This is a genomic window from Bradyrhizobium sp. 63_E2_N1_3, assembly GCF_052076005.1.
GTDB classification, from domain to species: domain Bacteria; phylum Pseudomonadota; class Alphaproteobacteria; order Rhizobiales; family Xanthobacteraceae; genus Bradyrhizobium; species Bradyrhizobium barranii.
In genome coordinates this window covers 1,559,290-1,572,840 of sequence record NZ_CP197235.1, presented here as the reverse complement: position 1 = coordinate 1,572,840, position 13,551 = coordinate 1,559,290, and the positions used below count along the sequence as shown (strand labels likewise).

Below are 13,551 nucleotides of genomic sequence, written 5' to 3'. Positions count from 1 at the left end.
GCCGCCCTACACTGTCAGACCTTCCGAAGAGGATCGCCATGCGCCGCACCGCCCTCGCCTCGCTGCTCGCCGCCACCACCGCACTGACGCTGGCCTTCGCCGTGCCGTCCAGGGCCGCGGAGGATGCCGTCGTGATCCCCGCGCCCACCGTGGATGCGTCGCCCGCAACCGGGATCCAGACCGCCGTCATCGCGGGCGGCTGCTTCTGGGGCGTCCAGGGCGTCTTCCAGCACACCGCCGGCGTCGTCAATGCAGTCTCCGGCTATGCCGGCGGCACCAAGGCGACCGCCGATTACCAGACGGTCTCGAGCGGCCGGACCGGCCATGCCGAGTCGGTCGAGATCAAGTTCGACCCGAAGAAGATCTCCTACGGCAAGATCCTCCAGATCTACTTCTCGGTGGCGCACGACCCGACCCAGCTCAACCGGCAGGGCCCCGACTCCGGCACGCAATATCGCTCGGCGATCTTCACCACCTCCGATGAGCAGAAGAAGGTGGCGGACGCCTATATCGCCCAGCTCAACGGCGCCAAAGTATTCAGCAAGCCGATCGTGACCAAGGTCGGCGCGCTGGAAGCGTTCTACCCGGCGGAGGCCTATCACCAGGACTATCTGACGCTGCACCCGAACCAGCCCTACATCGCCTACAACGACATTCCGAAGGTCGAGAACCTGAAAAAGCTGTTCGCGGATAACTACATTGAAAAGCCGACGCTGGTGAGCGCCAGCAAGGCCACCAACTGATCGCAAGATCACCGAAAACAAGTTCACCAAACAAACGGGAGACCCATGCCCGACACCAAGACGAAAACCACCGACGACAAGGTCATCAAGAGCGAAGAGCAGTGGCGGAGCGAATTGTCGCCGATGCAGTACGCGGTGCTGCGCGAGAAGGCGACCGAGCGTCCCTTCTCCGGCGAATATGAGCACGACCACCGCGCCGGCACCTATGTCTGCGCCGGCTGCGGCAATGTGCTGTTCGAGTCCGATGCCAAGTTCGATTCCGGCTGCGGGTGGCCGAGCTTCACCCAGCCCGCGGTCGAGAGCCATGTCGACGAGGAGCACGATGCCAGCCACGGCATGGTCCGCACCGAGGTGCTGTGCTCCAAGTGCAGCGGCCATCTCGGCCACGTCTTCCCCGACGGGCCCGGCCCGACCGGCCTGCGCTACTGCATCAACTCGGCCGCGCTGAAGCTCGAGCCCAAATAACATTGCGCGCCGCCCGGTTCCGTCATGGAACCCGGCGGCGCGATGTGCTTTTCTCTTCCGGCGGTGCGGCCGATGCGCGCAATCCGGCAGCCGCCAGGGAGGATGCCATGACGCTTGGGACCATCCTGATCATCCTGGTGATCATCTATCTGCTGGGCGGCATGTCCGGCCGGTTCGGTGGTTACGGCTATGGCATGGGCCATTCCGGCATGGGGATCGGCGGCGTCGTGCTGGTGGTCCTGGTCGTGCTGCTGCTGCTTGGCAAACTGTAAACCATCTAACATATTGAAATTATTTGGTTTACGGCGCTCGCGGAGCTGCCATGCGCGGATTCATCATCTCCCATCGCGGGGGTCGCATTTCTGTCAAAACAGCCTATATTAGAGGGCGAAAATGACATGTGCGGCGGGCCCACTCGATGGTGGCCCCTGCCTTTCAAAACCCCACGCGCTTAAAGCCCCAGACAAGATCACGAGGTCTTTGACCATGCGTCCACTGCGTCCGTTCAACTTCAACACTTCTGCCGAGCTCTTCCCCGCCGCGATCCGCAAGAAGAAGCGTGCAGGCTTCACCTATCGCCGGTTCGGCACCGCGGCCGAAGCCGTGCAGTTCGCGATGGAGCAGTTGCCGACGGATTCGCTGAACGGCGCCTATCTCCAGGTCGAGGAAGCGCGCTTCGACCAGAACGGCATCCGCTCGCTCTACGAGAGCGAAGCCTTCCCGCTGCCGCGCCGCCCCCGGCCGGCGCCAGCCCCCGAGACCGACGCCGACGCGGCGTAAGTTTTCGCTCAACCCGATTTGCGCTGAAAGCGCGATGGCCGAAAGGCCGTCGCGCTTTTTGCGTTTGGAGCGGTGCTCTCTCTCCTCCCTCTCCCCGTTCTTACGGGGAGAAGCGACGCAAGAAGCGCCCCATTAAATCCGCGGCTGCTTGTCGAGCCAGCGGCGCAGCAGGCGGACGTTGCGCATGTTGGCGCGGAACATGACGTCGAAGGCATCGCCCGCGAACGGCACCATGCCGACCACGCCGTCGACCGCGACATTCCCGAGCATGCGCGCGGTGAGATACCACGGCGCGCCCAGCGCGCGGGCCTCGCGCACCAGCCACAGCGAGATCGCGGTGGTGATGATGTCGCCGACGATCGGGATCAGCCCGATCAGGCCGTCGATGCCATAGCGGATATTCGTGCCGGGCAGGATGAAGGCGACATCGAGCAGCTTTGCGATCGCCTCGATCCGCGCCACCCGCTGCTCCCGCGTCAGATTGCCGAACGGGTTTCCCTGGCCGAATTCGAAGCGAAACTCGCGAAACCCCTGCTCCAGTGTTTCGGGACGGATCTCGTGGCCGTCCTGGTCGATGATCGGCCCGCGCGCTTCGGTGTCCGAAAAACTCCCGCGCGCGCGGGACCCGGAACGGGGTCTGTGCGGAGCAAGAATGTCGTCATCGGACATGGTCATGGCCTTTGGAGAACGCACTGGCGTGGCGGAAGTTGCCGCGCCGCGCCCGAACGTCGCGCGTTCAGGTCTAAGCCGCAGCCGGCTGCGGCTCCTCGACATATCTATGCACGAGCCAGGATGAAAGCACCGCCGGCACGAATCCGACGAGGCCGTACAGGATGAATTGCACCGTGCCCGAATCCGGCCCGCGCGAGCTGTAGGTCAGCGACGCCAGCACGAAGGCGAACAGGCCGACCAGGAGCATCCGCAGCACCGGGCCGATCCGGCGGACATGGATCAGGATGTCGTCGACCGCACCGATCATCAGCGAGGGCAGGAAGCCGAACAGATAGCTGTATTGCAGCGATTTGAAGAACACCGCGAACAGCTTTCCGACCTCGCCGAGATTGGTCTGGGCCCAATAACCGGACTGATAGGTCGTCGTCAGCAGCAGCAGGAACCCGCCGACGAACGGACCGACCAGCGCAAACACCAGATAGCGTTTCATCAAGTATCCTCATCCTTCGCCGCTGTTATAGCAGCGACGCGGGAACCTTGAATAGCGGGGCGCCGGCCCGTCCTGACGGGAACAAGCGGCAAGGCGACGAGTTCAGACAGGACTGAAATTCATACCTGCAGTCAGATTGGAGTTTGTCGATGTCCCCGAAATCCGTCCTTATGGCGACGCTGGCCCTGACAGCCCTGAGCGGCATGTCGATCACGCCTGCTCTCGCGCAGGGCCACATGGGTACGCCGCAGGAGCAGAACGCCTGCTCGCGTGACGCCTCGCGGTTCTGCCGGAAGGACCTCGGCAATGACGGCGCTGTGCAGGCGTGCCTGCAGGCCAACCGGGCCAAGCTGTCGAAGTCCTGCAGCAAGGTGTTTCAGAGCCACGGCATGTAAGGCCGGGAACGATCCCCGGCGCACGGAGAGTGAAGCCATGTTGCGCGAGGAACAGCTCTCGATCCTGCGGGACATCAGCCAGTCGGTCGCCTTTGCCGACGACCGGCACGGCAAGATCGGCGAGTTGATCGCCGACGGCTACGTGATGAAGGACGGCGATCTGTTCGAGCTCACTGCGAAAGGCGTCACGGCCGTCGAGGAACGCCCCGCAGCGAGCGATGCGGAAGAAGCGAACGCGTCGTCCGATCGGTTGATCTGATCTCGCGCCGCATGCTGCGTGACGGACACGCAACAATTGCGAATTCATTCGAGCGGACCATTGCGGCCGTGTGACAATCGCGCATACTCGAATCGGGCGGCGCAGCACTTTTCGATTCGAACACCACGAGAGATCGAGCGACCACATGCGGGACCAAAGTTCCCGGCGTGAAGGCTGTGACATGCGGCAGATCAAGCCGCGTGCGGCGCCCCAAAACCAAGTGGTTCAAACCACGGAACTCGGGGACGCATTCGTCATGACACGCTACACGACCATCGTTTCGCTCTTCGCTTTCGCAACCACCGCCATCGTACTCCAGACATCGCCCGGCCTCGCCTTCTCGTCCGAAGCACAGCAGATGTGCACAGGTGATGCGATGCGGCTGTGCTCCAGTGAGATTCCCGACATCTCGCGCGTCAGGGCCTGCATGGTGCAGAAGAAGGCGCAGGTCAGCCCTGGCTGCCGCGCCGTGATGGACCGCGAGCACGCGGCCGCGCGCAAGCGGGAGGCGGCGGCGCAGTAGCGCCGGTTCAATCCCGATCGGATCGTTTGAGAGTTCGATTCACCTCTCTCGTCTGGAGAGGTGAAGATCGGTCACGCGCCGGCCCTAGAGCCTTTCCCGTTCCTATGGAATCGGAACGGGGCTCTAGATTCTTGTTTTGACGCGTTTTCTTGACGCGAACCGGTATCCACTTCGCTCGAAAACGCTCTAGTCGCCCCACTGCGCGAACGCATCGTTGAAGGCGCGCTCGCCGGGTGCGCCCTTCTCGATGGCGATGATGGCGCGGCGCTGGTTGGCGTAGACCAGCGGCACGTCGAACCATGAGCGCTCCTTCAGGAGCTGGACGTTGCGGGCGCGGTCGGCGTCGACATTGGAGAGGCCGACCAGGAAGAAGCCGTCGGTGACCTTGACCGCGAGGCCCGCGAGCGGCGTGCCGCGCGCCTGTTCGTTCGACTTCATCAGGATGCCCGGCACGTTGGAGATGCTGCCGCCCGGAAAGTCCGGCGGCAGGATGAAGGTCAATTCCGCGGTGTGGCTCGCCGGCAGCGACGAGTCGGTGTTGCGGCGGAACGACATCGTCATCTTGAACTTGCGGTCGGGGATCTCGATGTCGGCGCGCACGGCGACGTCGGCCTTCTGGTTGCCCGAGGCCTTGATCGGCTCGAGCCGCCACACCACCGAGCCGACATATTGCTTGCCCTTCGGGTCGGACGGATCCTCGTCATAGAGCACGACCTTCTGCGCCACCGGCGCGACCGGCTGGTCGCTGGCCGAAGGCTGGCCGACGCGATCCGGAATCTTGGGCTTGCTCTGCGGCTGGGCCGGATCCTTCGGCGCCTCCACCACCTGGGTCGGCGAGGACTTGAACAGGCCGCTCACGGTCTGGATCAGGGGCTTGCCCCAGAGGATCCCGGCGCCGACCAGGATCAGCACGATGCCGACGGCGATCGCGCTCTTGAACGGGAAGGCGGAGCCGGTGCGGGCGCGCTTTTTGGCTTCGCGCTCGGGCGCGACGCGCGGGCGCGACGATGGCGGCTGCGGCGTGTAGCGCTCGGCCTCCTCGATCGACTCGTCGTATGAATAGGGCGCGTCCTGCTCGCCGGCGCGATTTTCCAGGCTCGGCTCCAGCCGGTCGAACTCCGGCGAGGGCGAGGGCACATTGGCGTAGGTGCGACGCGCGGCGCGGTTGGCCTGCGCGGCAGCGCTGCCGAGATCGTTCACGTCGGCGGTGATGTCGCGAAAACCGCGTACGCCCGGTGCCGGCGGCTGAGGCGGTGGCGGCCCGATGTCGGGCGGACGGCGCCCGGGCGGGCGATCGCGTCCGGCCGGGGGAGCAGCCGGCGGCTCCGGCATCGGCGGCGCTGCCGGGGGACCCGGCTGGCGCGGCGCGTCGAAACGCGGGGCCCGCGGCGCACGCGGGGCGTCGCCCTGGTCATCGACATTGAAGGACGGTCGGTCGGCACGCGGCGGCGGCGGAGCCGGACGGGTGCGCGGAGCGGCCGGCTGAGACGGCGGCGGGTTGCCCTCGGCGGCGCGGGTGCTGGCCCGGCGGAAGGCGTCCCCGCTGCCGCCGCTGCGGGCGCCGCCACCGGGACCGGGGCGCGAGGCCTCCCGGGCGCGCTGGGCGGCCTCCGATTCGACCTTGCGGACGGCCTCTTCCAGCGACAGCCGTTCGCGGGTGATCTCGGATTCGGAGAGCGGCGGCTGCACGCTGCGGAGCTGCGCGATCAGGGCCGTGCGCGCACGCTCATAGAGCGCGCGACGGCTTTCGCCGGGAGCGTTGGGGTCCAGGGCGGAAATAGCGCGGGCGATCAGCGGATAGTAATCAGCCATTTCAACTCAACTAGCGCACGTCCCGGTAAGATATCGTTAAGCCTCAAACGGATTTTGCACCAGAATAGTATCCTCGCGTTCCGGGCTGGTGGAAAGCAGTGCGACCGGGCACCCCACCAATTCCTCGATCCGGCGGACATATTTGATGGCCTGGGCCGGCAGGTCCGCCCAGGAACGGGCATTGGCGGTCGGCTCCTTCCAGCCCTCGATGGTCTCGTAGATCGGCTCGACCCGGGCCTGGGCGCCCTCGCCGGCCGGGAAGTGGTCGATCTCCTTGCCGTCCAGTCTGTAGCCGGTGCAGACCTCGATCGTGTCGAAGCCGTCGAGGATGTCGAGCTTGGTCAGCGCCAGGCCGTTGATGCCGCAGGTCCGGACCGCCTGGCGGACCAGCACGGCGTCGAACCAGCCGCAGCGGCGCGGACGGCCGGTGTTGGTGCCGAACTCGCGGCCACGCTCGCCGATCTTGCGGCCGGTCTCGTTGTCCTGCTCGGTCGGGAACGGGCCCTGGCCGACGCGGGTCGTATAGGCCTTGCACAGGCCGAGCACATAGCCGACCGCACCGGGGCCTAGGCCCGAGCCGGTCGCGGCCTGCGCCGCCACCGTGTTGGACGAGGTGACGTAGGGATAGGTGCCGTGGTCGACGTCGAGCAGCGCGCCCTGTGCGCCCTCGAACAGCATGCGCTTGCCTTCGCGCCGCTTGATGTCGAGCAGCCGCCACACCGTCTCGGCATAAGGCAGCAGTTCAGGCGCCAGCGCGGTCAATTCCTTCAGGATCACCTTGCCGTCGAACTCCGGCAGGTTGAAGCCGCGGCGCAGCGCATTGTGATGCGCCAGCAGCCGGTCGATCTTGTGCGGGAGGGTGTCGAGATCGGCGAGGTCCATCAGGCGGATGGCGCGGCGGCCGACCTTGTCTTCATAGGCCGGTCCGATGCCGCGGCGGGTGGTGCCGATCGCGGTTGCCGCATTGGCGGATTCGCGGTGCGCGTCGAGCTCACGGTGCAGCGGCAGGATCAGGGTGACGTTCTCGGCGACGCGCAGATTGTCCGGAGAGATCGCGACGCCCTGCGAGCGCAGCTTGGTGACCTCGTCGAGGAAGGCCTGCGGATCGAACACCACGCCGTTGCCGATCACCGACAGCTTCTGGTCGCGCAGCACGCCGGAGGGTAGCAGCGCGAGCTTGTAGGTCTTGCCGTTGATGACCAGCGTGTGGCCGGCGTTATGACCGCCCTGGAAGCGGACGACGATGTCCGCCTGCTCCGACAACCAGTCGACGATCTTGCCCTTCCCTTCGTCGCCCCACTGGGCTCCGACGACGACAACGTTGGCCATTCGCGGGTAATCCTCTGAAGATTTTAGATGCGCCAGCCCAGCTGACGGCCGGAGCCGTTCGCACGCGAGGCAGCCAACCGGATAAAGGAAGCAGCCTCTCTAGGCAAGCAAGAACGGGGCTTTTTCGGGGCTCAAGACGCACTTTAACCCTTTGATATCCCCGTAAAATCCAGAAGCCTTCCATGGCCATTTCGTAAGCTTCGGCCAAAGCGCGAGGCTGATCCGCCGCTGCATGGTCGCGATGCGTCCGCCCCCCGTTGATGCCACTTCGATTTCCGTGTCTTTGGGCATGCCGGGCTATCAGCCGGCCCGAGCTTGCCGGGCCGGTGCCTCGGCGTACTCCACGCGGGGGCCATAACAACCACAATGTCCGCCACCGGCCAGACCACGAGCACCGAATCATCCAGTCACGGCTGGATCGCCAACCAGCCATATCTCCTGCTCAGCATCACCGCGATGTGCTGGGCCGGCAACGCCATTGTCGGGCGGCTGGCCGCCGGCCACATCCCGCCGGTGACGCTGTCGTTCCTGCGCTGGACCTTCGCCTTCCTGCTGGTGCTGCCGTTCGCCTGGAAACATCTCGCCCAGGACTGGCCCGCGATCCGCAGCAGGCTCGGCCTGATGATCGTGCTGTCGATCACCGGCATCGGCGCCTTCAACACGCTGCAATATTGGGCGCTGGAACATACCCAGGCGCTCAACACGCTGCTGCTGCAGTCGGCCGCGCCGCTGGTCGTGGCGCTGTGGTCGCTGGCGATCCTCGGCGTCCGCCTCACCGCGGCACAGGCGTTCGGCGTGGCTCTCTCGATGTGCGGCGTGCTGACGATCCTGCTGCATGGCGATTTCACCACGTTGTCGAACATCGCGTTCAACAAGGGCGACCTCATCTTCATTGTCGCGCTGATCATCTTCGCGCTGTATTCGGTGCTGACCCTGAAGCGGCCGCCGATGCACGGCCTGTCATTCCTCGCCTTCACCTTCGGCGCCGGCGCCGCCTGCCTGATTCCGTTGGAGATCTGGGAGCTGTCAGCGCGTCCGGTGATGAAGCTCGACGGGCCGAACCTGCTGACGCTGTTCTATGTCGCGGTGTTCCCCTCGACGCTCGCCTATCTCTGCTTCAATCGCGGCGTGCGCCTGATCGGCGCCAACCGCGCCGCGCCGTTCTTTCACGTCGTGCCGGTGTTCGGCTCGATCATGGCGATGGCGTTCCTCGGCGAACACCCGCAGGCGTTCCATTTCATCGGCTTTGCGCTGGTGCTGGCCGGCGTATTCGTGGCGTCAAGGAAGCAGGCGACGTAGCTTCTTCCTTCTCCCCTTGTGGGAGAAGGTGGCGCGAAGCGCCGGATGAGGGGTTGCTTCCGCAGACTCAAATCGAGAGGCGGACTCGCGGAGAGAGACCCCTCACCCGTCTCGCCGCTACGCGGCGAGCCACCCTCTCCCACAAGGGGAGAGGAGAAGAGCGTGCCGCGCGACAGCGCTACTTCGTCCTGAACTTGCTGTACGCTTCGTTCGTCGCGATGATCACGTGCTCGGCGCAGCCGTTGACGCGATGCGGGTCGGCCTGCGTCTCGTAAGCCTCCGACGTCATCATGTCGATGAAAGCCGCAACCGTTGGGTAATAGACCAGCGCAACGAAATCCCAGTCGTCGCCATCTTGCGGGCCGAGCGCGACCGCCTTGGCTTCGCCGGTCCACAGCAGCGTGCCGCCGCGTGCCCTGATCATGGGCACCGTGATCGCGCTGTAACGAAGATATGCGTCCCAGCCCGAACCGTCGCCATCGCGCGAGTGCGCGTGAAAACGCATCAGGTTCAGCATCACCACCGGTGCATTTGCATCGAGCCGCTCCAGGCCCTCGATGTTCAACATATTAACCGCCAATGACACCTCCTCAAGCCATGCCTGCATTGTAGCCTTGCGGCCGCGAGACTTGTGTCACAACAAGAATCCGGCGCAAGGTCGCATCCAACGCCAATGACGATTGTTTCGCCCGCGCCAAAGGCCTCGAATCCGGCCAGTTGGCTCAACAACCAGCCTTACCTGCTGCTCAGCCTGAGCTCGCTGTTCTGGGCCGGCAACATCGTGCTCGCGCGCCATGTCGGCGCGCATGTGCCGCCGCTGACGGTGACCACCATCCGCTGGTTCGGCGTGTTCCTGATCCTGCTGCCGTTCTCATGGCCGCATCTGAAGCGCGACTGGCCGAATTTGCGCAAGAGCCTGCCGCTGATGCTGTTCCTGTCGCTGGTCGGCTTTGCCTTCAACAACGCGATCTCGTACTGGGCGATGCAATACACGGAGGCGCTGAACGCGCTGCTGATCCAGTCGGCCGGACCGCTGTTCGTGGCGCTGTGGTCGCTGGTGCTGTTCGGCGTGCGGCTGACGGGCGCGCAGCTCGCCGGCATCGCGATCTCGCTTCTCGGCGTGTTGATCATCATCCTGCGCGGCGATCTCGCCGCGCTCGCGAGCATCAGCTTCAACAGGGGCGACATCATGTTCGCCTCTTCGCTCGTGGCGTTCGGGCTCTACTCCGCCTTCATCCCGCGACGGCCGAAGATCCACCAGCTCTCGTTTCTCTCCTTCACCACCTTTTGCGGCGCGACGATGTTGCTGCCCGCCGCGATCTGGGAAGCCCTAAGCGGCCGTGTCCTGCAACTCGACGGGGTGACGCTGGCGACGCTGGGTTACATCCTGATCTTTCCCTCGACGCTGGCCTATCTCTTCTTCAACCGCGGCGTGGCGCTGATCGGCCCCAACCGCGCCGCGCCGTTCTTCCATCTGGTCCCGGTGTTCGGCTCGGCGATGGCGATCGTCCTGCTCGGCGAAAAACTCCAGCCGTTTCATTTGATCGGCTATACGCTCGTGCTCGCCGGCGTCGTGTTCGCCTCTCGCCAGGGTTCTGCGGTGAAATAATTCCGCGAGGTGGGCAGCAAACTCCCGTCTTCCGATTTTTGCGAAGAGAAGCTAGGTTCCCCGCCAACGAAAAAGAGGGAACGTCCAGACATGCTGTCATCACTGATCCGCGCTCTGCGCACAGCCGGCGCAGCCGCACTTTGTCTCGCCGCCGCATCCGCCGCGCAGGCCGACAATTATCCGAGCCGCAACATCACGCTGGTGCTGCCGTTCGCGGCCGGCAGCGGCACCGACACCACGACGCGGCTGATCTCGCAGCATTTGTCGCAGGCACTCGGCGTCGGCATCGTGATCGAGAACAAGGCGGGCGCCAACGGCATGATCGCCGCGACCTATGTGGCGCGCGCCGCCCCCGACGGCTACACGCTGCTGGTGACGACCAACACCACGCATTCGGCCAATCCCTACCTGCTCAAGAGCCTGACCTACGATCCCGTCAAGGATTTCACCCCGATCGCGCGGACCGGCGACCTGCCCTTCATGCTGGTGATTCACCCGGAGGTGCCGGCCAAGACCGTCGGCGAGCTCGTCGCCTACGGCAAGGCCAATCCGGGCAAGCTGAGCTACGCGTCGGGCTCGTCCTCGGCGATCGTGTCGGGTGCGACCTTTGCGCACAATGCCGGGCTCGACCTCCTGCACGTGCCCTACAAGAGCTCGCCGCCGGCGCTCAACGACGTCATGGGCGGCCGCGTCTCGATGATGTTCGTCGACATCCTGACCGGCCTGCCGCACGTCAACGGCAACGCGCTGCGCGCGCTCGCCGTCACCACCAAGGACCGCTCGCCGCTGGTGCCGAACCTGCCCTCGATGCAGGAGGCCGGCGTGCCGGATTTCGACATCTCGTCGTGGCAGGGCTATTTCGGCCCCGCCGGCATGCCCAAGGAGATCGTGACCAGACTTAACGCCGAGATCAGGAAGATCGTCGAGAAGCCGGAGATCAAGGCCCAGCTCGCCACGCTCGGCATGGACGCCTTCTCCGGCACGCCGGAGCAGCTCGGCACGTTCGTGAACGAGCAGCTGGTGCTGTGGGAGAAGCTGATCACGAACGCGAAGATCGAGAAGCAGTAGGGGGTCTAGGAAGGTGTCATCGCCCGCCTTGTGCGCAATTGCGCACTGGGGCGGGCGATCCAGTATTCCGAGACGTTGGTGATTGACCCGATGGGCCGCGGCGTACTGGATGCCCCGCCTTCGCGGGGCATGACAGCCGAAAAGTTGAAAATGAAAAAAGGTGGGCACGGCGCTTGCGCGCCTTTGCCCACCCTACGAATTCCGTGCGTTCGGCCTTACGCCGCACGGACCTTGGCGAGGAAGCCGTCGACCGCGCTGCGCAGCGCGCCGGACTGGCTGTCCAGCTCGCGGGCGTTGGTGAGTACGTCGGTCGCGGCAGTGCCGGTCGCTTCCGCGGCCGAGGTGACGCTGCCGATATTGGCGTTGATCTCGTTCGAGCCGGCCGCGACCGACTGGATGTTGCGGGCGATCTCGCGGGTCGCTTCGCCCTGCTGCTCGATCGAGGCAGAAATGCCGGCGGTGATCTCGCTCATTTCGGCGATGGTCTGGGTGATGCCGGAGATCGCCGTGACCGCGTCGCTGGTCGAGGTCTGCATCGCCGCGACCTGGGCGGAGATTTCCTCGGTCGCCTTCGCGGTCTGGTTCGCCAGCGCCTTGACCTCGGAGGCCACGACCGCGAAGCCCCGGCCGGACTCGCCGGCGCGCGCCGCTTCGATGGTGGCGTTGAGCGCGAGCAGGTTGGTCTGCGCCGCGATCGAGTGGATCAGCTTGACGACCTCGCCGATCTTCTCGGCGCCGGTCGAGAGCACCTGTACGGTGGCGTTGGTGCGCTCGGCATCGCTGACGGCCCGGCTCGCGACTTCGGTCGAACGCGTGACCTGGCGGGAGATCTCCGCAACCGAGCTCGACAATTCTTCGGCGGCCGCGGCAACCGTGCCGACATTGCCGGAGGCTTTTTGCGAGGCGGCGCCGACCGTCGCCGCACGCGACGAGGCGTCGCTGGCCGTCGCGGTCATCGACTGCGCGGTGCTCTGCATGCCGGCGGCGGCCGAGGAGACCGAGCGGACGATGCCGTTGACGCTGCGCTCGAAATCGCTGGCGATGCCCTCCATCGCGCTGCGACGTTCCGCCGCGGCACGCTCCTTGGCATCGGCCTCGGTCTTCTCGAGGCCGCGGATGCGGACCGCGTTGTCCTTGAAGATCTGGACGGTCGAAGCCATCGCGCCGACCTCGTCGCCGCGACCAACCCCGGGAATCTCACCCTCGAGCTTGCCGTCGGCGAGATCCTTCATGCGGGCGCCGAGCAGCTCCAGCGGACGGCTGATGCCGCGGCTGATCAGCCAGGCAACGCCGCCGGCGACGATGACGATGCCGAGCATGGCAAGACCTAGCAGCCAGTAGACCGGGCCCATCTTGGCGTCGATGTCGCTGAGATAGGCGCCGGTGCCGAGATACATGTCGAAACCGGGCACCGCGACGGCGTAACCGATCTTGCTGATCGGCGTCTCCTGGCCGGGCTTCACGTAATCATAATAGAGCAGGATCGAGCCGTTGGCCTTGACGCCGTCCATCAGCTCGACGGAGAGCTTGCGGCCGTTGGTCACGACATCCATGCGGTTGCTACCGATCTGCTTCGGATCGGGCGCGAGCTGGGTGATGCCGTCATAGGACGTGCCGAACAGGTAGCCCGAGCCGTTGTCGTAGGTCATCGCGTTGCCGTAGCGGCGAAGGTCGGCCATCGCCGCATCCTTCGTCAGCTCGCCGGCATCGACGCGTTTCTTCAGCGCCGCGGCGTAGTTGCGACCGAGGTCGACGATCGATTTGGCCTGGTCGATGCGCGCATTGACCATCTCGCGCTTCATCAGATAGCCGGCGAGAACACCGGAGACGCAAAGGCCCAACAGGGTGACGCCGACAAGGATACCGAGCTTCGGGGCGATCTTCAGATTGCTCAACTTCACGGGACAGCTCCGGCAATAATGGGATACGGGCGCGCAAGGGAATCGATAAATTTGATTCAACTTTTAGTGTGTGACCTCTTATCAACCTGTTACGGGCGGCTCCGTAGAAGCCCGGACGGAAGGCCGAAACAGTCGAATAAATCGCCGCAGCGGCAACCGACGATTGTACGCGACCGCTCCGATTTCGCGTAAAAGACGCAAAGGCC

16 protein-coding genes are annotated in these 13,551 nt (G+C 65.1%); 10 read left to right on the top strand and 6 right to left on the bottom strand.

The genetic code is table 11. The annotated features are described in order from the left end of the window. Positions 1-38: 38 nt before the first annotated feature. The 4 genes from msrA to AB7531_RS07290 all read left to right on the top strand — a co-directional run bounded on the left by msrA (position 39) and on the right by AB7531_RS07290 (position 1,988). Positions 39-743: a peptide-methionine (S)-S-oxide reductase MsrA gene (gene msrA, locus AB7531_RS07305; protein WP_063981177.1), complete on the top strand. Its 705-nt coding sequence runs from the start codon at positions 39-41 to the stop codon at positions 741-743. Positions 744-788: 45 nt separating this feature from the next. Continuing rightward, positions 789-1,208, top strand: coding sequence for a peptide-methionine (R)-S-oxide reductase MsrB (gene msrB, locus AB7531_RS07300; protein WP_063981176.1), 420 nt, complete (start codon positions 789-791; stop codon positions 1,206-1,208). A 107-nt stretch (positions 1,209-1,315) separates the two neighbouring features. Then, positions 1,316-1,480 (top strand): DUF3309 family protein, encoded by a 165-nt coding sequence (locus AB7531_RS07295; RefSeq protein WP_014492503.1) that lies wholly within the window; start codon positions 1,316-1,318, stop codon positions 1,478-1,480. A 214-nt stretch (positions 1,481-1,694) separates the two neighbouring features. Beyond that, positions 1,695-1,988 (top strand): hypothetical protein, encoded by a 294-nt coding sequence (locus tag AB7531_RS07290; protein ID WP_063981175.1) that lies wholly within the window; start codon positions 1,695-1,697, stop codon positions 1,986-1,988. Positions 1,989-2,120: 132 nt separating this feature from the next. On the opposite strand, the gene AB7531_RS07285 is transcribed toward AB7531_RS07290, so the two are convergent. Next, the gene (locus tag AB7531_RS07285; RefSeq protein ID WP_084794968.1) at positions 2,121-2,663 is read right to left on the bottom strand and encodes a DUF4112 domain-containing protein; all 543 of its coding nucleotides are present in this window, start codon (positions 2,661-2,663) and stop codon (positions 2,121-2,123) included. Between the two features lie 67 nt (positions 2,664-2,730). After that, the gene (locus tag AB7531_RS07280) at positions 2,731-3,150 is read right to left on the bottom strand and encodes a DUF5413 family protein (RefSeq protein ID WP_063981174.1); all 420 of its coding nucleotides are present in this window, start codon (positions 3,148-3,150) and stop codon (positions 2,731-2,733) included. Positions 3,151-3,320: 170 nt separating this feature from the next. Here AB7531_RS07280 and AB7531_RS07275 point away from each other — a divergent pair, with 170 nt between their 5' ends. The 3 genes from AB7531_RS07275 (at position 3,321) to AB7531_RS07265 (ending at position 4,327) form a co-directional block, all read left to right on the top strand. Continuing rightward, positions 3,321-3,545 carry a cysteine rich repeat-containing protein gene (locus AB7531_RS07275; protein ID WP_371498100.1) on the top strand — a complete coding sequence of 75 codons (225 nt, stop codon included), beginning with the start codon at positions 3,321-3,323 and terminating at the stop codon, positions 3,543-3,545. 37 nt (positions 3,546-3,582) lie between these two features. Continuing rightward, positions 3,583-3,804, top strand: a complete 222-nt coding sequence (locus AB7531_RS07270; RefSeq protein ID WP_063981172.1) for a hypothetical protein — start codon at positions 3,583-3,585, stop codon at positions 3,802-3,804. Positions 3,805-4,060: 256 nt separating this feature from the next. Further along, positions 4,061-4,327 (top strand): hypothetical protein, encoded by a 267-nt coding sequence (locus tag AB7531_RS07265; protein WP_028151045.1) that lies wholly within the window; start codon positions 4,061-4,063, stop codon positions 4,325-4,327. 186 nt (positions 4,328-4,513) lie between these two features. Here AB7531_RS07265 and AB7531_RS07260 read toward each other — a convergent pair whose 3' ends face one another. After that, positions 4,514-6,139: a hypothetical protein gene (locus tag AB7531_RS07260; RefSeq protein ID WP_283017549.1), complete on the bottom strand. Its 1,626-nt coding sequence runs from the start codon at positions 6,137-6,139 to the stop codon at positions 4,514-4,516. A 36-nt stretch (positions 6,140-6,175) separates the two neighbouring features. Then, entirely contained in the window at positions 6,176-7,468 is a 1,293-nt protein-coding gene (locus AB7531_RS07255) for an adenylosuccinate synthase (protein WP_063981170.1), read from the bottom strand. Between the two features lie 366 nt (positions 7,469-7,834). Here AB7531_RS07255 and AB7531_RS07250 point away from each other — a divergent pair, with 366 nt between their 5' ends. Further along, positions 7,835-8,767 carry a DMT family transporter gene (locus tag AB7531_RS07250; RefSeq protein WP_063981169.1) on the top strand — a complete coding sequence of 311 codons (933 nt, stop codon included), beginning with the start codon at positions 7,835-7,837 and terminating at the stop codon, positions 8,765-8,767. Positions 8,768-8,945: 178 nt separating this feature from the next. Here AB7531_RS07250 and AB7531_RS07245 read toward each other — a convergent pair whose 3' ends face one another. Then, a complete protein-coding gene (locus AB7531_RS07245) occupies positions 8,946-9,335 on the bottom strand; it encodes a DUF1330 domain-containing protein (protein ID WP_187388043.1) in 390 nt (129 codons plus the stop codon). A gap of 105 nt (positions 9,336-9,440) precedes the next feature. Here AB7531_RS07245 and AB7531_RS07240 point away from each other — a divergent pair, with 105 nt between their 5' ends. Together AB7531_RS07240 and AB7531_RS07235 are read left to right on the top strand one after the other, a co-directional pair. Further along, positions 9,441-10,376, top strand: a complete 936-nt coding sequence (locus tag AB7531_RS07240) for a DMT family transporter (RefSeq protein ID WP_063981168.1) — start codon at positions 9,441-9,443, stop codon at positions 10,374-10,376. Positions 10,377-10,466: 90 nt separating this feature from the next. Further along, entirely contained in the window at positions 10,467-11,444 is a 978-nt protein-coding gene (locus AB7531_RS07235) for a Bug family tripartite tricarboxylate transporter substrate binding protein (RefSeq protein ID WP_063981167.1), read from the top strand. Positions 11,445-11,659: 215 nt separating this feature from the next. Here the strand turns inward: AB7531_RS07235 and AB7531_RS07230 are convergent, their stop codons facing one another. Then, positions 11,660-13,345 (bottom strand): methyl-accepting chemotaxis protein, encoded by a 1,686-nt coding sequence (locus tag AB7531_RS07230; RefSeq protein ID WP_063981166.1) that lies wholly within the window; start codon positions 13,343-13,345, stop codon positions 11,660-11,662. Between the last annotated feature and the right edge of the window lie 206 nt (positions 13,346-13,551).